Origin of the sequence: Streptomyces similanensis (assembly GCF_039543625.1) — a bacterium.
GTDB classification, from domain to species: domain Bacteria; phylum Actinomycetota; class Actinomycetes; order Streptomycetales; family Streptomycetaceae; genus Streptomyces; species Streptomyces similanensis.
Genome location: NZ_BAABKC010000148.1, coordinates 1 through 18,294, shown reverse-complemented (window position 1 = coordinate 18,294; position 18,294 = coordinate 1). Strand labels below are relative to the sequence as shown.

At 73.8% G+C, this 18,294-nt stretch carries 16 protein-coding genes and 1 pseudogene; 10 read left to right on the top strand and 7 right to left on the bottom strand.

Annotated features, from left to right (window positions below):
• Positions 1-203 precede the first annotated feature (203 nt).
• Positions 204-650: an ATP-binding protein gene (locus ABEB07_RS38450; protein ID WP_176147891.1), complete on the bottom strand. Its 447-nt coding sequence runs from the start codon at positions 648-650 to the stop codon at positions 204-206.
• A 238-nt stretch (positions 651-888) separates the two neighbouring features.
• Between ABEB07_RS38450 and ABEB07_RS38445 the strand changes: the two genes are divergently transcribed.
• The 3 genes from ABEB07_RS38445 to ABEB07_RS38435 all read left to right on the top strand — a co-directional run bounded on the left by ABEB07_RS38445 (position 889) and on the right by ABEB07_RS38435 (position 3,481).
• Positions 889-1,110 (top strand): 3-deoxy-D-manno-octulosonic acid transferase, encoded by a 222-nt coding sequence (locus ABEB07_RS38445; protein ID WP_164588429.1) that lies wholly within the window; start codon positions 889-891, stop codon positions 1,108-1,110.
• A gap of 76 nt (positions 1,111-1,186) precedes the next feature.
• Entirely contained in the window at positions 1,187-2,662 is a 1,476-nt protein-coding gene (locus tag ABEB07_RS38440; protein WP_164588430.1) for an aminotransferase class I/II-fold pyridoxal phosphate-dependent enzyme, read from the top strand.
• Between the two features lie 366 nt (positions 2,663-3,028).
• Positions 3,029-3,481 (top strand): cyclic nucleotide-binding domain-containing protein, encoded by a 453-nt coding sequence (locus tag ABEB07_RS38435; protein WP_164588431.1) that lies wholly within the window; start codon positions 3,029-3,031, stop codon positions 3,479-3,481.
• A 41-nt stretch (positions 3,482-3,522) separates the two neighbouring features.
• Here ABEB07_RS38435 and ABEB07_RS38430 read toward each other — a convergent pair whose 3' ends face one another.
• Positions 3,523-4,830 carry an MFS transporter gene (locus tag ABEB07_RS38430; RefSeq protein WP_176147893.1) on the bottom strand — a complete coding sequence of 436 codons (1,308 nt, stop codon included), beginning with the start codon at positions 4,828-4,830 and terminating at the stop codon, positions 3,523-3,525.
• Positions 4,831-5,077: 247 nt separating this feature from the next.
• Here ABEB07_RS38430 and ABEB07_RS38425 point away from each other — a divergent pair, with 247 nt between their 5' ends.
• The gene (locus ABEB07_RS38425; RefSeq protein WP_164584617.1) at positions 5,078-5,335 is read left to right on the top strand and encodes a WhiB family transcriptional regulator; all 258 of its coding nucleotides are present in this window, start codon (positions 5,078-5,080) and stop codon (positions 5,333-5,335) included.
• Positions 5,336-5,514: 179 nt separating this feature from the next.
• Here ABEB07_RS38425 and ABEB07_RS38420 read toward each other — a convergent pair whose 3' ends face one another.
• The 3 genes from ABEB07_RS38420 to ABEB07_RS38410 all read right to left on the bottom strand — a co-directional run bounded on the left by ABEB07_RS38420 (position 5,515) and on the right by ABEB07_RS38410 (position 9,588).
• Positions 5,515-6,918 carry a M1 family metallopeptidase gene (locus tag ABEB07_RS38420; protein WP_345672700.1) on the bottom strand — a complete coding sequence of 468 codons (1,404 nt, stop codon included), beginning with the start codon at positions 6,916-6,918 and terminating at the stop codon, positions 5,515-5,517.
• Between the two features lie 283 nt (positions 6,919-7,201).
• On the bottom strand, positions 7,202-8,875 hold the full coding sequence (locus ABEB07_RS38415) for an FAD-binding dehydrogenase (protein ID WP_345672682.1): 1,674 nt from the start codon (positions 8,873-8,875) through the stop codon (positions 7,202-7,204).
• Between the two features lie 17 nt (positions 8,876-8,892).
• Positions 8,893-9,588, bottom strand: coding sequence for a TetR/AcrR family transcriptional regulator (locus ABEB07_RS38410; RefSeq protein WP_345672681.1), 696 nt, complete (start codon positions 9,586-9,588; stop codon positions 8,893-8,895).
• A gap of 131 nt (positions 9,589-9,719) precedes the next feature.
• On the opposite strand from ABEB07_RS38410, the gene ABEB07_RS38405 reads away from it, so the two are divergent.
• Together ABEB07_RS38405 and ABEB07_RS38400 are read left to right on the top strand one after the other, a co-directional pair.
• Positions 9,720-10,352: an alpha-ketoglutarate-dependent dioxygenase AlkB gene (locus ABEB07_RS38405; RefSeq protein ID WP_176147896.1), complete on the top strand. Its 633-nt coding sequence runs from the start codon at positions 9,720-9,722 to the stop codon at positions 10,350-10,352.
• Positions 10,353-10,434: 82 nt separating this feature from the next.
• On the top strand, positions 10,435-11,181 hold the full coding sequence (locus ABEB07_RS38400; RefSeq protein ID WP_345672679.1) for an MBL fold metallo-hydrolase: 747 nt from the start codon (positions 10,435-10,437) through the stop codon (positions 11,179-11,181).
• Positions 11,182-11,245: 64 nt separating this feature from the next.
• Here the strand turns inward: ABEB07_RS38400 and ABEB07_RS38395 are convergent, their stop codons facing one another.
• On the bottom strand, positions 11,246-12,118 hold the full coding sequence (locus ABEB07_RS38395; RefSeq protein WP_345672677.1) for a universal stress protein: 873 nt from the start codon (positions 12,116-12,118) through the stop codon (positions 11,246-11,248).
• A 230-nt stretch (positions 12,119-12,348) separates the two neighbouring features.
• Here ABEB07_RS38395 and ABEB07_RS38390 point away from each other — a divergent pair, with 230 nt between their 5' ends.
• Genes ABEB07_RS38390 through ABEB07_RS38380 form a run of 3 tightly spaced genes read left to right on the top strand, consistent with a single transcriptional unit; the run spans position 12,349 to position 15,850 of the window.
• Positions 12,349-14,025: an NAD(P)/FAD-dependent oxidoreductase gene (locus ABEB07_RS38390; protein ID WP_176147899.1), complete on the top strand. Its 1,677-nt coding sequence runs from the start codon at positions 12,349-12,351 to the stop codon at positions 14,023-14,025.
• Complete coding sequence (locus ABEB07_RS38385; protein ID WP_176147900.1) at positions 14,022-15,497, top strand: ATP-binding protein; 1,476 nt, start codon at positions 14,022-14,024, stop codon at positions 15,495-15,497. The genes ABEB07_RS38390 and ABEB07_RS38385 overlap by 4 nt, the downstream gene beginning before the upstream one ends.
• Positions 15,494-15,850, top strand: coding sequence for a UBP-type zinc finger domain-containing protein (locus ABEB07_RS38380; RefSeq protein WP_176147901.1), 357 nt, complete (start codon positions 15,494-15,496; stop codon positions 15,848-15,850). The genes ABEB07_RS38385 and ABEB07_RS38380 overlap by 4 nt, the downstream gene beginning before the upstream one ends.
• 126 nt (positions 15,851-15,976) lie before the next feature.
• On the opposite strand, the gene ABEB07_RS38375 is transcribed toward ABEB07_RS38380, so the two are convergent.
• Complete coding sequence (locus ABEB07_RS38375; protein WP_345672675.1) at positions 15,977-17,767, bottom strand: M4 family metallopeptidase; 1,791 nt, start codon at positions 17,765-17,767, stop codon at positions 15,977-15,979.
• 312 nt (positions 17,768-18,079) lie between these two features.
• On the opposite strand from ABEB07_RS38375, the pseudogene ABEB07_RS38370 reads away from it, so the two are divergent.
• Positions 18,080-18,294: pseudogene (locus ABEB07_RS38370) on the top strand (condensation protein); the annotation flags it as partial.

Sequence of the window (18,294 nt, the reverse complement as noted above, 5' to 3'; positions counted from 1 at the left end):
GGTGCTCTCCGGTTCAACCGGGTGCCTTCCGAGCAGCCGTACGGCTCCCGCTGGCGCGCCTCCGGTCCGAAGCACGAAATTCCGTCTGCCCGGGCGCGGGAGCGACAAACTCCGCTTCCCCGCGATTCTTTGCAGCGGGCAACGCTTCCTGGGACACGGCCCACATCAGGCCAGGTCAGTGAGGGTGCGGCTCAGCGATCGGGTCAGTTCAACGGGACCACGACGCTGATGCACTTGCCGCCGGAGGGCAGGTCGCAGACCTCGACGTCGCGGGCCAGCCGGCACACGATCGGCCAGCCGCGGCCGCCGAGCCGGCGCCGGCCCTGTCGGTCCACCGGCGGGCAGGCCACGGGCAGCCGGTCGCTGCGGTCGCTCACGCAGACGCGCACGTCCGGCCCGACGACGTCCACGTGGAAGTCGGTCACCCCGCCGCCGTGCAGGATGGCGTTGGTGGTCAGCTCGGAGGCGACGAGCTGGGCGTCGGAGACGGCGTGCGCGTCGCAGGGGGCGTGCCCGGCGCGGCAGCACTCACTGATCGCGCGTTCCACCGCGCGGCGGGCGTCGGCCGGCTTGCAGGACGCGCTCCGCTCCGCCCGGCCCCGGGCGGACGGCGCCTCGATGGTGGGGGTGGTGCTGTGCTTCTCGCACATCTCCTCGCTCCCGGTGTCGTGAAGAGGGAAGCCGGACCGGCGGGAGACTCGCGTCCCGGCGGGTCCGGGCCGCCCGGTGGGCGGCGGCCGGCCCTCGGTGCCGCGCGGCCGGTGGCACGTGCCGCTCTCAGGTCTCCCTGTCCGGCTAGCCCCTGCGGGCGCGGTGAAACCTCCCCGCGGCCCGGTCGGCGACGCGCTCGGGGCCATTGGAGCGCGTGGAGCGGGTACGCGCACTGTCATGACCGAAGTCGTGGACTCAGACGAGCTGTTGCGGCGCATCCAGCGGGCCAGGGCCTGCGCCGAGGAGGAGGAGCGGCGGTGGCGCGCCCGTCGCGACAGCCTCGGCGCCGGCGATCCGGAGCAGGCCCGCGAGGCGGCCGGCCGCGCACTGGCCTACGAGGCGGTCCTGCGCGTCCTGGACGAGATCGTCACCCCCGGCAAGCACACCGCCCCGGCCTGACCGGGTCCCCGCCGGTGTCGGACCTCGCGGCATACGGACCCGCATGAAAGGGGCGGACCCGGACAGGCATAGTGACATGGCTGTCGATCACACGCGCGCACCTGTCCTGGAAGCACTCGTCGACTACCGCCGCGAAGGACGGCTGTCGTTCACCCCGCCCGGGCACAAGCAGGCGCGCGGCGCGGATCCGGCGGTGCGCGAGGCGCTCGGCGACGCGGTCTTCCTGGGGGACGTGCTGGCCTCGGGCGGCCTCGACGACCGGCTGATGCGGGGGCGGGTGCTGGACCGGGCCGAGGAGCTGATGGCGGACGCCGTCCACGCCGACCACACCTTCTTCACCACCTGCGGCAGCTCCCTGTCGGTGAAGGCGGCGATGCTGGCGGTGGCCGGTCCGCACGAGAAGCTGCTGATCGGCCGGGACGCCCACAAGTCGGTCGCCTCCGGCCTGGTGCTGTCCGGCATCGAACCGGTCTGGGTGGACCCGCGCTGGGACGCCGAGCGGCACCTCGCCCATCCCCCGTCGGCCGAGGACTTCGAGCGGGCCTTCGCGGCGCACCCCGACGCCAAGGGCGCGCTGATCACCAGCCCGACCCCGTACGGCGCCTGCGCGGATCTGCGCGCGGTCGCCGAGGTCTGCCACCGGCGCGGGCTGCCGCTGATCGTGGACGAGGCGTGGGGCGCGCACCTGCCGTTCCACCCGGACCTGCCGTCCTGGGCGATGGACGCCGGCGCCGACATCTGTGTGACGAGCATCCACAAGATGGGCAGCGGCCTGGAGCAGGGCTCGGTCTTCCACCTGCGGGGCGACCTGGTCCCCGCCGCGCTGCTGAAGATGCGCGCGGACCTGCTGGGCACCACCAGTCCCTCGGCGCTCATCTTCGCCGGGCTGGACGGCTGGCGGCGCCAGATGGCCCTGCGCGGCGAGGAGTTGATGGGCGGCGCCCTGGAGCTGGCGGGCCGGGTCCGCGGCGCGATCGAGGAGATCGACGGCCTGCACGTCGAGGACCGCGACGACTTCTGCGGCCCCGGCCTCGCCGACGACTTCGACCCGCTGCCCGTCGTCATCGACGTCACCGGGCTCGGGATCACCGGTTACCGGGCCGCCGACTGGCTGCGCGAGCACCACCGGATCGACGCGCACCTGACCGACCACCGCCGTATCGGTGCGCAGCTCACCCACGGCGACGACCGGGGGACGGCGGCCGAACTGCTGTCCGCGCTCAAGGACCTGTCCGGGGCCGCGGCGGAGCTGGACCCGGGGCCTCGGGTGGACGTGCCGGACCCGGCCGGGCTGCGCATGGAGCAGGCGCGGCTGCCGCGGGACGCGTTCTTCGGGGCCACCGAGGACGTTCCGGTGGGCGCGGCCGCCGGGCGGATCGCGGCCGAGATCATCACGCCGTACCCGCCCGGCATCCCGGCGGTGCTGCCGGGCGAGCGGCTGACCGGGCCCGTGCTGCGCTACCTGACCACCGGTCTGGCCGCCGGCATGAACCTCCCGGACCCGAGCGACGCCGAACTGAAGACGGTGCGGGTGACGGCGGACGCCGGGTGAGGACGCCGGATGAAAGCGAGTGAAACCGGTCACGCGGGTCCCCGACGACCGCGCGGAACGGCCGGAAATGGTTTACGGTTCATCCATACGCGGTGACGGGGTCGATCCGATGAGTCCCCCGTGCACCGTCGCGAACGGCCCTGGCTGGCTTCCCCCGTCCAGCCAGGGCTTTTTCCTGTCCGCACGGCCGTCGCCCGACCCCGGCCGGGACACTCCGGACGGCTCCCGGCGACCGTCCGGGGCCGGCGGGCGGTGCCCGCCGGGGCGACGGCGGCCACCGCCGCCGAGGTGCCCGGGACCCGCGCAGCGGCTGAAAATGGGCGTAGGCACATGCGCCACACCGATCGCCGGCGAGAGGCCCAGGTCATGACGAAGCCGATCAAACTGCTGACCGCCCTCCCCCACAAGCAGCGCGAACGCCTGATGGAGCTCGCGAAGGAGGTCTCCTTCCCCGAGGACGCGCGGATCTTCGAGGCGGGCGGCACGGCCGACCGCTTCTGGGTCATCCGCACCGGCGCCGTCCACCTCGACCAGCCGGTCACGGCCACCCGCCGGGTGACCGTGGCGAGCCTGGGCGCGGGCGATCTGCTCGGCTGGTCCTGGCTGTTCCCGCCCTACCAGTGGGACTTCGGCGCGGAGGCGTTCAGCCAGGTGCGGGCCTACGAGTTCGACGGGCCGGCGGTGCTGGGGCTGTCGGTGGAGGACCCGCTGCTCGGGCTGTCCCTGGTGCGGACGGTGGCCGAGATCCTGGCCCACCGGCTGGAGCTGACCCGCGGCCGGCTCATGGAGCAGTACACGATCCCCCGGCGCGGCCTGTAGGGGCCGGCCGGGGCGCCGCCGCCCGCGGGGCTCGCCCGGGTTCAGACGCGGTAGCGGCGCAGCGCCGGCACGGCCGCCGCCAGGCCCAGCATCAGCACGACGACGAGCAGCCCGCCGCCGGCGACGGCCGCGCGCGGCCCGAAGGCGGAGCCGGCGGTGCCGTGCAGCACGTCGGCCAGGCGCGGGCCGCCCGCGACGACCACCGTGAAGACGCCCTGCATCCGGCCGCGCATCTCGTCGGTGGCGGCGGACAGCAGGATCGCGCCGCGGAACACCATGGAGACCATGTCGGCGACGCCGGCGGCGGCCAGGAAGGCCACCGCGATCCACAGGTTGCGGGTCGCGCCGGACCCGGCGACGGCGATCCCCCAGGCGGTCACCGAGCCGATGACCATCCAGCCGTGCCGGCGCGCCCGGGAGAAGGTGCCGGAGAACAGGCCGCCGAGCACCGCGCCGATGGGTATGGCCGCGAACAGCAGGCCGAGCGCGAGGCCCTCGCCGTAGGGGGCGTACGTCTCGGCGGCCAGCTGCGGGAACAGGGCGCGGGGCATGCCGAAGACCATGGCGATGATGTCGGCGAGGAAGGACAGCAGCAGGACCTTGTGGCCCGAGATGTAGCGGAACCCGGCGGTGATCTCGCGCATCCCGGCGCGGCGGACGGCGGTGCCGGACAGCGGCGGCAGCGCGGGCAGGCGCAGTACGGCCCACACCGTGGCGCACAGGGCCACGGCGTCGATCAGGTACAGCTCGGGCAGCCCGATGACGGGTATCAGCGCGCCGGCCAGCAGCGGTCCGGCCACCAGGCCGGTCTGCATGACGGTGGAGCCCAGGGCGTTGGCGGCGGGCAGTTCCTCGGCGGGCACCAGGCGGGCGATGGAGGCGTTGCGGGCCGGGGAGTTCAGTCCGAAGAAGGCCTGCTGGAGGGCGAGCAGCACCATCAGCACCGCCACCGAGTCCAGGTGCGTGAGGGCCTGGAGCCAGAACAGCAGCGAGGTGACGGCGATGCCGATGTTGGTGACCAGGAGCAGTTTGCGGCGGTCCACGGTGTCGGCGACGGCGCCGCCCCACAGCGCGAACGCCACCATCGGCACCAGGCCGGCGAGGCTGGCGTAGCCGACCCAGGCCGAGGAGCCGGTGATGTCGTAGATCTGCTTGGGCACGGCGACGGCGGTGAGCTGGCTGCCGACCGCGGTGACGATGGTCGAGGTCCACAGCCTGCGGTAGGCGGGGCGGCGCAGGGGGCGGGTGTCCATGGCCCAGCGGCGCCAGCCGCGCCGGTCGGCTCCGGCCGGTTCCGGGGCGTCCGCCCGGGGTTCGGCGCTGCTGTCGGTGGTCTCGCTGGTGTCCACTGTCTTCCTGGTTGCTCGTTACATCTTTTTGTCGGACTTCACTATCGCAGCACCGGCTGTGCGGCGGGAACCACCGGCCGGGGAGCGCACGGGCGCGGAGGCGGACGGCGTACGGAGCACCTGTGCGGATTCTGCGAAGGTCGGCGGCCTGGGCGCTCGGCCGGTTTCGCACTGTTTCGCCCGGTCACCCGATGTGGCGTACGAACTTTTGACAGGCACGGACGACTTCGATCGCAGGTGACTTCTCATGGACAACTGGCGCGACCACGCCGCGTGCCGCCAGGAGGACCCCGACCTCTTCTTCCCGATCGGCACCACGGGCCCGGCACTGCTCCAGACCGAGCAGGCCAAGGCGGTGTGCGGCCGCTGCCCGGTACGCGAGCAGTGCCTGGACTGGGCGCTGGAGACGGACCAGGCCATCGGTGTGTGGGGCGGAACGAGCGAGAACGAGCGGCGCGCGCTGAAGCGGCGGCGTGCGGCGGCGGCCCGCCGGCACTCGGGCTGAGCACCGTCCCGGCCGGGACGCGACCGCCAGGGCCCCGTCCGGAGATCCGCGGATCTCCGGACGGGGCCCTGGCGTGCGTACGCCCGTGAACGTGTCGGTGCGGAGGTGGCGCCGGGATCGGTGGCCGGCCCCCGCGATCAGGTGACGTACCGGCCCCGGTCACCCGGCGGGGCAGGCGCTCACGGGGTGTCCGGCTTGCCCTTCGTGAGCAGCCAGGTGTGGAACAGCCCGTCGAGGTTCTTGCCGGACACCCTCTCCGCCAGGGCGGTGAACTGGGCGGTGGTCCCGTTGCCGTGGCGGTGGTCGGCGGCCCAGGTGCGCAGGACGCGGAAGAAGGCCGCGTCGCCGACCGCTCCGCGCAGCTTGTGCAGCACCATCGCGCCGCGCGAGTAGACGGGGCTGGCGAAGATGTTCTCGCCGTCGCCCGGGTCGCCGGGCGGGAACGCCCACAGGGCGTCGCCGGCCGGGCGGGCGTACAGCGCGTCGAACCGGTCCTGGGCACTGCGGCCGCCGTGCTGCTCGGCGTAGAGCCACTCGGCGTAGGTCGCGAAGCCCTCGTTGAGCCAGATGTCCTTCCAGCGGGTGACGGACACCGAGTCGCCGAACCACTGGTGGGCGCTCTCGTGGACGAGCGTGCTCAGGCTCGGCGCGGAGTCGTACAGCGGCCGGCTCTGCGTCTCCAGCGCGTAGCCGACGGACGGGGCGTGGTCGACGATCGATCCGGCGCTCTGGAAGGGGTAGGGCCCGAACAGCTTGCTCTCCCACTCCAGCACCGAGGGCAGCTGCTTCAGCACCGGGGCGGCGTCGGCCGCCTCGCGCGGGTCGACCGCGTTGTAGATCTTCAGGCCGTCGCGGGTGGTGTACTGCTCGACCTGGAACTTGCCCACGGTGGCGGTGGCGAGGTAGGCGGCCATCGGCTCCGGCTGGCGCCAGCGGAAGGTGGTGCGACCGCCCGCGGTGCGGCTGCCGAGGTAGAGGCCGTTGGCGACCGCGGTGTGACCCTGCGGGACGGTGATGGTGAAGTCGTACGACGACTTGTCCGTCGGGTGGTTGTTCGCCGGGAACCAGGTCATCGCGCCCTGCGGCTCCCCGGCGACGAAGGCGCCGTCGTCGGTGGTGATCCAGCCGTCGTCGGAGCCGTCGGGGTCGGTGACCTGCTCGGGCGATCCGTTGTAGGCGACGGTGACGCGGAAGCGGTGGCCCTTGGGCAGGGCGGTGCGCGGGGTGACGACGAGTTCCTGGCCGTCGCGCCGGAAGGCGGCCTGGGCGCCATCGACCGTGAGCCGGGTGACTTTGAGGCCGTTGAGGTCGAGGTCGAACCGGGTCAGGCGCTGGGTGGCGCGGGCGGTGAGCACGGCCGTGCCGTCCAGGCGCCCGCTGTCCGGGTCGTAGCCCAGGGTCAGGCCGTAGTGCTCGACGTGGTAGCCGCCGTTGCCGGCGAGCGGGAAGTAGGGGTCGCCGGCGCCGGCGGAGCCGGTGGTGCGGGCCGCCGGGTGTCCGGCGGGGATGTGGGCGGGGCCGGCCGCCGCGGGGCCGCCGGCCGCCAGCAGCGCCGCGAGGGCGACGGGGACGGTGGCGGCCACGGCATCACGGCGCAGGGCCGCACCGCGTCCGGCTCCGGCGGGCCGCTTCGGGGGTGGCGTCACGTGCTCTCCTTGGGGGCTCGGGGGATGGCGCGCGATCAACGCCCCACAGACTAGGGGCGACCCGCCGCGGATCGGCCGAGTTTTCCGCGACACGTCGCACCGCGTCGCGTGTCGCGGCCGCCCGCCGGCGGACGAAGTGCCGCTTTCCCCGCACACCGCGCCGCCCGCAGCCCGCGAACGGGCGGCGGGCGGCGGGGCGTTCGGTCAGGCCGTCAGGCCGTCAGGCCGTCTGGCGGGCGGCGGCGCGGCCGGCGGCCCGGCCGGAGAAGAGGCAGCCACCGAGGAAGGTGCCCTCCAGGGCGTTGTAGCCGTGGACGCCGCCGCCGCCGAACCCGGCCACCTCGCCGGCCGCGTACAGCCCTTCGACGGGCCGGCCGTCCGGGCCGAGGGCGCGCGAGTCCAGGTCGGTCTGGATGCCGCCGAGGGTCTTGCGGGTCAGGACGTGCAGCTTGACGCCGATCAGCGGGCCCGCCGCCGGGTCGAGGACGCGGTGCGGGGCGGCGACCCGGCCGAGCCGGTCGCCGATGTAGCGGCGGGCGTTGCGGATGCCCTGGATCTGGGCGTCCTTGCTGTAGGGGTTGTCCATCTGGAGATCGCGGGCGGTGATCTGGCGGCGCACCTCGGCGGCGTCGAGCAGCGGCGCGTCGGTCAGCTTGTTCATCTTCTCGACGAGCTGTTCGAGAGTGTCGGCGACCACGAAGTCCGCGCCGTGCCGTACGAAGTCGCGCACCGGGCCCGGCGCGCCCTTGCCGAACAGCCGGTCGCGCAGCACCGCCCTGCCGTCCTTGGCGGTGATGTCCGGGTTCTGCTCGGAGCCCGACAGCGCGAACTCCTTCTCGATGATCTTCCGGGTGAGCACGAACCAGGAGTGGTCGTGGGCGGCGATGTCCTCGGTGGTGCGCAGGTGCCGGAGGGTGCTGAGCGTGTCGTAGCCGGGCAGGCAGGGGTCGGGCAGCCGGCGGCCGAGGGCGTCGAGCCAGATCGAGGACGGTCCGGGCAGGATGCGGATGCCGTGACCGGGCCAGACGGGGTTCCAGTTCTGGATGCCCTCGGTGTAGTGCCACATGCGGTCGCGGTTGACCAGCCGTACGCCCGCCTCGGCGCTGATGTCCAGCATCCGGCCGTCGACGTAGGCCGGGACACCGGTGACCATGCGGGCCGGCGGGGTGCCGAGCCGCTCGGGCCAGTGGCGGCGGACGATGTCGTGGTCGGCGCCGATGCCGCCGGAGGTGACGATCACGGCCTGGGCGCTCAGTTCGAACTCTCCGACGGCGTCCCGGTTGGAGGCGACGCCGCGCGGCGCGTCGTCGGGGGCGAGGACCGTGCCGCGCACCCCGCGCGCCGTGCCGTCCTCGACCACCAAATGGTCCACGCGGTGGCGGTGGTGGAAGGCGAGCAGCCCGTCCCGTGCCGCCTGCCGCGCGTAGTCGGCGAACGGCTCCACGACGCCGGTGCCGGTGCCCCACGCGATGTGGAAGCGGGGCACGGAGTTGCCGTGGCCGTGCGCCCTCAGGTCGCCGCGCTCGGCCCAGCCGACGGTGGGCAGCAGGGTGATGCCGTGCCCGGCGAGCCACGACCGCTTCTCCCCGGCCGCGAACTCGACGTAGGCGCGCGCCCAGCGCACCGCCCAGGAGTCCTCGTCCTCGGTGCGGTCGAAGCCCGCGCTGCCCTGCCAGTCGTTCCAGGCCAGTTCGAGGGAGTCCTTGACGCCCAGGCGGCGCTGCTCGGGCGAGTCGACGAGGAACAGCCCGCCGAAGGACCAGTAGGCCTGTCCGCCGAGGTTGGCGGCGTTCTCCTGGTCGACGAGGGCGACCTTGCGGCCCCGGCTGGTCAGCTCGTGCGCCGCGACCAGACCGGCCAGGCCGGCTCCGACGACGATGACGTCCGCGTCCATGGCGACCGTCTCCTTCCTCAGTCCTCTTGTACGGGGGAGGCTTCTTGCAGGGGGGAGTCTTCTTCCGCCGGGGCGGTGCGGTCCGCCGGGGCGGGGGTGCCGCCGTCCGTCAGCAGCGCGGTGAGCAGTTGCCGCAGCCAGGCGCGGGCGGCATCGACGTCCTTGTCCAGCAGGAGCTGGGTGGTGACGCCGTCATAGGCGGCGACGACCGCGTGGGCGGCGCCGTCCGCGCCGCCGAGGACGGCGGGCAGCGGGGTGTGGCGGTGCGCGCGGGCCAGCCGGCCGGCGATCGCCCGGCGCAGCCGGGCGCGGTGCTCCAGCAGAGTCGCGGCGACGGCCCGGTCACGGGCGGCGTGCACCAGGAAGTCCGTCTTGACCAGCAGCCAGTCCAGGTCGAGCAGCAGCACCTCGGTGACCCGGTCCACGGCGGCGGGCACGTCCAGGCCCGGTCCGTCGGCGGCGAGCGCCCCGGCCACCTGCTCGGCGATCAGGTCGGCCCGGTCCCGGTAGAGGGCGAAGAACAGCTCGTCCAGGGTGGCGAAGTTGGAGTAGAAGGCGCCCCTGCTGTAACCGGCGGCCTCGCAGACCTCCTCGATGGAGACCCGGCCGAAGCCCTTGGCGGCGAAGACGCCGAACGCGGCCGCCAGCAGCCGCGCCCGGGTGCGCTCCCGCCGCTTGGTGACGCGCCCCCGCGTCCCGTCCTCGCTCGTCATGCAGTCCCTCGCTCCGCCGCCGTTCGATACACGAGCGTATCCGATACACCGATGTATCGAACAGCCCCGCGCTCCGGAAGACCGGAAGATCGAAAGGGAACACATTTTCGAATACGGAGTACGCTGGCCCCATGACCGCGCACCACCTCCAGGGCTCCCTGTTCGACCAGACCGACGAGCTGCGGCTCGGCTCCCTGGCCGGGCTGCACCGCACGGAGCTGGGGCTCGGCGCCTGGATCGACGTGCTGCCCGGCTGGCTGACCGGCGCCGACGAACTGTTCGAACAGCTGGCCGCCGAGGTCCCCTGGCGGGCCGAGCAGCGCAAGATGTACGACAACGTGGTCGCCGTCCCCCGCCTGCTCGCCTTCTACGCCGCCGGCGCCCCGCTCCCCCACCCGGTGCTCGCCGAGGCCCGCGAGGCGCTGTCCGCGCACTACGCCGACGAACTGGGCGAGCCGTTCACCACCGCGGGGCTGTGCTACTACCGCGACGGCCGCGACAGCGTCGCCTGGCACGGCGACCGGACCGGGCGCGGCGCGCGCGAGGACACCATGGTCGCGATCCTGTCCGTCGGCGCGCCCCGGGACCTGCTGCTGCGCCCGGCGCACGGCGGCGGCGCGAGCGTGCGGCGCCCGCTCGGACACGGCGACCTGATCGTCATGGGCGGCTCCTGCCAGCGCACCTGGGAACACTGCGTGCCCAAGAGCACCCGGGCCACCGAGCCGCGCGTCAGCGTCCAGTTCCGGCCCACCGGCGTGCGCTGAGCCGTCCCCCCGTCCGGTGACACATGATCGTCTGGTTTGCTGTCCCGCGTCAGAGAGCGGACGAGGACGCGGGGAGACGGCGATGCGGGCGGGCGTACAGCAAGTGGCCGACGGCACCTACCTGGTGCACGGCAGCAACACCAACTGGGTGATCCTGACCGAGGGCGACGCGGCGACGCTCATCGACACCGGCTACCCCGGCGACCGGCAGCAGGTGCTCGACTCACTGGCCGAGGTGGGCAGTTCGCCCGAGGCGGTGGCGGCGGTGCTGATCACCCACGCGCACAACGACCACCTGGGTTCCGCCCAGTACCTGCGCGAGACCTACGGCACCCCGGTGCGGACGCACGAGGCCGAAGTGGCGCACGCCCGCCGGGAGTTCCTGCACCAGGTGACCATCGGCCAGGTGCTGCGCAACGGCTGGCGGCCGGGCGTGCTGCCCTGGGCGGTGCACGCGCTGCGGGTCGGCGGCACCGCCCACAACCCCGTCGCCGAGCCCGAGGCGCTCCCGGCGGCGGGCCCGCTGGACCTGCCCGGGCGGCCGGTGCCGGTGCACACCCCCGGTCACACCCAGGGCCACACCGTCTTCCACCTGCCGCAGGCGGGTGTGGTGGTCTCCGGCGACGCCCTGGTCAGCGGCCACCCCACCTCACGGCTGCGGGGGCCGCAGCTGCTGCCCGACATGTTCCACCACGAACGCGCCCGCACGCTCGCCTCGTTGGACATACTCGAAGAACTCGACGCGGACGTCCTGGCGCCCGGCCACGGCCCCGTGCACCGCGGCCCGGTGCGCGAGGCCGCCCGGCGGGCCCGCGCACACGCCCGCTAGGGCCTCGCCGAGAGCCGAGAGCCGAGGGCCGGAAGCGAGGGGCCGAGGTGCGGGCGGGCGCGGCTCAGGCGTGCGGGACGACGGCCACCGGGCAGCCGGCGTGGTGCAGCACGCCGTAGGCGACGGAACCGATCCGCGCGCCCACCGCCGTGCGGCGCGCCCGGCGGCCCACGACCAGCAGTTGGGCCCGGTCGGCTGTCGACAGCAGCACCTGGCCGGCGCTGCCCAGCTCCACGTGCTCGACGACGGGCACGTCCGGGAAGCGTTCGCGCCACGGCTGGAGCGCGTCGGCCAGCGCCTTCTTCTCGTACGGCTCCAGGCCGCCGGCCTCGTCGAGGAGCTTGAGCGAACCGGGGCTGTAGGCGAACACCGGCGGCAGGGTCCAGGCGCGCACCGCCCGGACGGCGGCGCCCCGGGCGGCGGCGGTCTCGAAGGCGAACCGCAGGGTCTCGGCGCTGTCCTCCGGGGCGCCGTGCTGGCCGACGACGATCTCCCGGCCTGCGGCCTCGGCGGCGGGCTCGTCGCCCGCGCGCACCAGGACGACGGGCCGGGCGGTCTGGGCGATCACCTGCTGGCCGACCGAGCCGACCAGGAACCCGACGAGCGGGCCCTTGCCGCGCGAGCCGAGCACCAGCGTCTCGGCGTCGGCGGCCGCGGCGAGCAGCGCGTCCACGGCGCCGTCCTCCACGGCGTCGGCGGTGACGGTCAGCTCCGGGTGGCGCTCGGCGAGGGCGCGGGCCGTCGTGGAGAGCCGGTCGCGCACCCGGTCCCGCTGGGTGTCGCGGTCGCCGAGGTCGAACGCGTCGTGCGTCTCGAACGTCCAGGCCTGCACCACGCGCAGCGGCAGCCCGCGGCGCACGGCCTCCCGGCCGGCCCAGGCCAGCGCGGCCAGGCTCTCCTCGGTTCCGTCCACCCCTGCCGTGATCGGCCGTGTCATGCCGTCCGCCTCCCTGTGCCGTGGTCCGGCCCGTGCCGTGATCCGGCTCCATACCGTGGTCCGGGGCCTCGCGCCGTGGTCTTCCCGGCCCAGTCTTCCGCATGCCGTGCACGCGGTCCGGCAGGGGGCTCGGACGCCGGGCGGGGCGGGCGGATCGAACATACGATGGGCCCGAGTGGGCGGGACGACGGGGCACCGGGCCGCCGCCGGCCGCCCGGGGCGGGAGACACATGGCACAGGCCGCGGAACCGGCTCGGACCGTCATCATGACTGTGGACGACGATCCGGGGGTCTCCCGTGCCGTCGCCCGCGATCTGAGGCGGCGCTACGGCAGGTCCCACCGGATCGTGCGCGCGGAGTCCGGCGAGTCGGCGCTGGAGGCGCTGCGCGAGCTGAAGCTGCGCGGCGACCCGGTCGCGGTGATCCTGGCGGACTACCGGATGCCGCTGATGAACGGCATCGAGTTCCTCGAACAGGCCCTGGACGTGTATCCGGGCGCCCGGCGGGTGCTGCTGACCGCGTACGCGGACACCGGCGCGGCGATCGACGCGATCAACGTGGTCGACCTCGACCACTATCTGCTCAAGCCGTGGGATCCGCCCGAGGAGAAGCTGTACCCGGTCGTGGACGACCTGCTGACCGCGTGGCGGCACAGCGACCACCGGCCGGTGACCAGCACCAAGGTCGTCGGGCACCGCTGGTCGGCGCGCTCCTCGCAGGTGCGGGAGTTCCTGGCCCGCAACCAGGTGCCCTACCGCTGGTACTCCTCCGACGAGCCCGAGGGGCGGCGGCTGCTCGGGGCGGCCGGACAGGACGGGCAGCGGCTGCCGCTGGTGGTCACCCCGGACGGCGCCGCGCTGGTGGAGCCGGAGGCGCCGGAGCTGGCGGCCCGGGTGGGGCTGGCGACGACGCCGGCGGCCGACTTCTACGACCTCGTCGTGGTCGGCGGCGGCCCGGCCGGGCTCGGCGCGGCGGTGTACGGGGCCTCGGAGGGGCTGCGGACGGTGCTGGTGGAGCGTTCGGCGACCGGCGGGCAGGCCGGGCAGAGTTCGCGCATCGAGAACTACCTCGGCTTCCCGGACGGCGTCTCGGGCGGGCAGCTCACCGACCGGGCGCGGCGGCAGGCGGCGAAGTTCGGCGCGGAGATCCTGACCGCGCGCGAGGTGACCGGTCTGGAGGTGTGCGGCGCGGCGCGCACGGTGCGGTTCTCGGACGGCTCGGCGGTCGCCGCGCACAGCGTGATCCTGGCGACCGGGGTGTCCTACCGGCAGCTGCCCGCGCCCGGCGCCGCCGACCTGACCGGCTGCGGCGTCTTCTACGGGTCCGCGCTGACCGAGGCGCCCGCCTGCGAGGGCCAGGACGTCTACATCGTCGGCGGCGCCAACTCCGCCGGGCAGGCCGCGATGTACCTGTCACGGGGCGCGAAGTCGGTGACGCTGCTGGTGCGCGGCCCGTCGCTGGCGGCGTCGATGTCGTACTACCTCATCCAGCAGATCGCCGAGGCGCCGAACATCACGGTGCGCACCGGCACGGTGGTGGAGGAGGCGCACGGCTCGGGGCGGCTGGAGCAGCTCACGCTGCGCGAGGTGGCCGGCGGGCGCACCGAGCGGGTGGACGCGCAGTGGATGTTCGTGTTCATCGGCGCGGCGCCGCTGACCGACTGGCTGGACGGCACGGTGCTGCGCGACGAGCGCGGGTTCCTGCTGACCGGCCCGGACCTGACCGCCGACGGGCGGCCGCCGGCGGACTGGGAGCTGGACCGGCCGCCGTACCACCTGGAGACCAATGTGCCCGGCGTGTTCGTGGCCGGCGACGTGCGGGCGGAGTCCGCCAAGCGGGTCGCCTCCGCGGTCGGGGAAGGGGCGATGGCCGTGATGCTGGTGCACCGCTATCTGGAGCAGTCGTGAGCGGGCGGCCGGTGCCGTGCAGCCCGCGGGAGATCGGCCGGCTGTTCCTGTTCGAGGAGCTGTCGGCCGAGCAGTTGGGCAGGCTGTGCGCCGAGGGGCGGGTGGAGCTGTTCGAGCCCGGTCCGGTCTACGCCGAGGGTGATCCGGCCACCTGCTTCTACGTGATGATCGAGGGCACGGTGGTGCTCTCCCGCCGGGTGGGCGCGGACGACGTGGAGGTCGCCAGGACCGCGCAGCGCGGGGTGTACGGCGGCGCGATGCAGGCGTATCTGGGCGACCGGGTGCAGCAGGTGTACCGCAACTCGATGCGGGTGACGGAGCCGACGCGGTTCTTCGTGCTGCCTGCGGCGGTCTTCGCGGAGATCATGCGGGAGTGGTTCCCGATGGCGGTGCACCTGCTGGAGGGCCTGTTCTTCGGTTCGAAGAACACCCGGGCGGTCATCGGGCAGCGCGAACGGCTGCTGGCGCTGGGCTCGTTGTCGGCCGGTCTGACGCACGAGCTGAACAATCCGGCGGCGGCCGCGGTGCGGGCGACGGCGGCGCTGCGCGAACGGGTGGCCAGGATGCGGCACAAGCTCGCCGTCATCGCCGAAGGCCCTTTCTCCCGCGACCAGTTGGCGAACCTGATCGAGATCCAGGAGCGCACGGCGGAGCGGGTCGGCAAGGCGCCGGCGCTCAGTCCGCTGGAGGCCGCCGACCGGGAGGACGCCGTCACCGACTGGCTGGAGGAGCACGGGGTGGGCCAGAGCTGGCAGCTGGCGCCCGTCTTCGTGCAGGCCGGGCTGGACGTGGACTGGCTGGAGCAGGTCGCGGCGGCCGTGGACGAGGAGATCCTGCCGGGGGCGGTGGGATGGCTGAACTACACGGTGGAGACCGAGCTGCTGATGGACGAGATCGCGGACTCCACGACCCGCGTCTCCCGGCTGGTGGACGCCGCCAGGCAGTACTCCCAGCTGGACCGGGCGCCCTACCAGGTCGCCGACGTGCACGAACTGCTCGACAGCACCCTGCTGATGCTCGCGGGCAAGCGCGGGCCGGGCGTGCGGGTGGTCAAGGAGTACGATCGCACGCTGCCCCGGATCCCCGCCTACCCGGCGGAGCTGAACCAGGTGTGGACCAACCTGATCGACAACGCGGTCGCCGCTGTCGAGGACGCCGGCGGCGAGGGCACGCTGACCGTGCGCACGGCACGCCACGACGACCGGCTGCTGGTGGAGTTCCGGGACACCGGGCCGGGGGTGCCGCCGGAGATCCGCGACCGCGTCTTCGACCCGTTCTTCACCACCAAGCCGGTCGGCCGGGGCACCGGCCTGGGGCTGGACATCTCCTGGCGGATCGTGGTCGACAAGCACCACGGCGAGCTCAAGGTGGAGTCCGTGCCGGGCGACACCCGCTTCCAGGTCCTGCTGCCGCTGACCGCACCGGCCCCCGACGTCCCGCCTCCCGCCGCCACTCCCGAGGAGCCGTCATGACCAGCGACAACGACAACGGCATCGACCCCGAGGCGCCGCCGAGCGGCGCCGGCTGCGTGGAGTGCGACGCGTCCGGCGGCTGGTGGTTCCACCTGCGGCGCTGCGCCGCCTGCGGCCACGTCGGCTGCTGCGACGACTCTCCCGCCCGGCACGCCAGCGCCCACTACCGGGACACCGGGCATCCGCTGATCCGCAGCTACGAGCCGGGCGAGGAGTGGTTCTGGAACTTCGCCACCGGCGAGCTGTTCGTCTCCGGCCCCGAGCTGGCGCCGCCGGCCGCCCATCCGGCCGACCAGCCGGTGCCTGGCCCGGCGGGCCGGGTCCCGCCGGACTGGGCGGACACCCTGCGCTGACGGCCGGCGGTCCGGCCGGTACGCACGGCGGCCGGACCGGACCGCACAGGACCGGACATGAGAATGCCCCGCCCGAAGGCGGGGCATCCCCGTGTCACCTCCCGTGTCACCGGGTCCGGCGAGCCGTCAGTTACGGGCGGCCGGGGTGTTGGCGGCGGTGACGTTGACCGCGCCCCAGGCCTGGTCCACCGTCTTGTACTCGGTGCTGCCCGCGCCGTAGAGGTCCTTGGCCGCCTGCAACGTCGCGACCCGCGCGTCGTGGAAGTCGGTCGAGGAGACCATGTAGCGGGTCAGCGCCCGGTAGAAGACGGCGGTGGCCTTGGTGCGGCCGATGCCCTTCACCGTCACGTTGTGGTACGTCGGCGAGTCGTAGGCCACGCCGCCGATCGTCTTCTTGCCGCTGCCCTCGGCGAGCAGGTAGTACGCGTGCGAGGAGACGCCGGAACCGGCGTGCACCTCGGTGGAGTACGTGCTCGCCGACCAGTAGTCGATGGTGCCCTCGAGCTTGTCGAGCGAGGGGTGGTCGAGCCGGCGCAGGAACTTCTGCGCCAGGCCGAGCTTCTCGCCGATGAGGTAGTTCGGGGGGTTCTTGGCGTTGTTGGCGAAGAACTCGACGTTGGAGCCGAAGATGTCGGCCAGCGACTCGTTGAGCGATCCCGGCTCGCCGTACTGGTTGCCCCAGGCGTCCACGAAGGTGGGCTCCAGCTTGGCGGTGGCGTCCACGACGCCGTGGGTCAGCTCGTGCCCGGTGACGTCGAGCGCCACCAGCGGCTTCTTGAACTGCTGCCCGTCGCCGTCGCCGTACAGCATGCAGCCGCACGTGGAGTCCCAGAACGCGTTGGCGATCTTGTTGCCGAAGTGGACCATGGCCTGGGCGCCCTTGGAGTTGTCCTCGATGCCCTTGCGCCCGAAGGTCTTGCCGTAGAAGTCCAGCGTCTTGGTGACGCCGTACTGCGCGTCCACGGCGGCGCTGACGCGACTGGAGGTCGCGCCGTTGCCCCAGGCGTTGCCGCTGCTGGTGATCTTCTTGCCGCCCGCGAAGTTCTCCAGCTCGGCGCCCTGGGCGTCCCGGGTCTCGGTGCCGTACCGCGTGGGGTCCTTGAGGACGTACGTGGTTCTGGCCGTCTGGGTCGTGGTCAGCGGCACCGAGCCCACGAAGAGCGACGAGCCGGTGCCCGTGACCGTCTTCGGGAAGGTGTTGGCCACGGCCGTGCCGGAGCCGAAGGAGCCGGCCGGCGGCTTGTTGTACGTCGCCGGGTCGATGACCTGCCCGTCGCCGTGCAGCACGGAGAGCAGGTGCGGCGAGAGGAACTCGTCGCTGTCGGGGGTGTTGCTGCGCACCTCGCCGGTGACCGCGTCGACCACGACGGTCCGGGAGCCGGTGGACTCCGAGGTGGCGGCCCCGTCGACCCGCACCTGGTAGGCGAGGGCCGAGCCGCCGTCGCGGGCGTCCACGACGAGCTGGGCGGCGCCCGCCGTGCCCTGGGCGGCGGCGGCGGCCTTGGCCGCGGCCTGGGCGGCCGTCAGCTTCGGCGCGGTGGTCGCGGGCTTGACGGTGTGGTCGGCGCTCCGGGTGACACCGGTGTACGCCAGCGACCGGCTCAGGTGGACGACGAGGTCGCCGCCGAGCACGGGCATGCCCTGGTGGGTGCGGACGAACCGGACGTGCCGGGCGCCCTCGGGGTCGAGCATGACGTCCTCGGGACGCAGTTCGTCCCCCTGCGTGACGCCGGTCGCCGACGCGTGGGCGAAGGCGGCGGCGCGGGCGGCGGCGACCACCAGGGCGGTGGAGCCGGCGGACGACGCGGTGCGGTTCGGCCCCGCTGCGGGGGCGGCCAGCGCCTGGCCGGCCAGACACGTGACGGCCGTCGTCGCGACGACGGCGACCGCCACGCTGCGTATGTGGGGTCTGTGCACTCTTCGGTGTTCCTTCGTTCGTGAAGGCGGCCGCGGACTCGGGCCGCCCCGACGCGTGGCGCGGTCGCGCCACGGGGGCCGGACCGGCCCCGGAACGGAACACTTTCGGATCAGTCATGGGCATGTAAAGCACGAATGATCCGTTCCGTGCCCTTGATGGCAATCCTTTGCCATTCCCTCTCACTCAGTGATCACCACGTGACCAACTGTGTGTCGTCTGTGAGGATGTGACGCCGTGCGAGATGGTTGCGTGGCTCACATGTGATCGATCTCGCATGGATCACCCGCGGACGGCGACGGAAGAGGAATCCTATGGCCTCACGGACGATGTGCAGGACAGCGGTGCTCGGCTCGGTGGCGCTGGCCCTGGTCGCGGGCCCCGCCCACGCGGCGGACCGCCGCCCGGACCCCGCACCGCACCGCACGCTCTCGCCCCCCGCCGCACCGCCCGCGCCGCCCGCCTTCCCCGCCGAGCCCGAGGCGCGTACGGCCCGCAAGGCACGCGCCGTGCTGCCCGCGCCGGACCC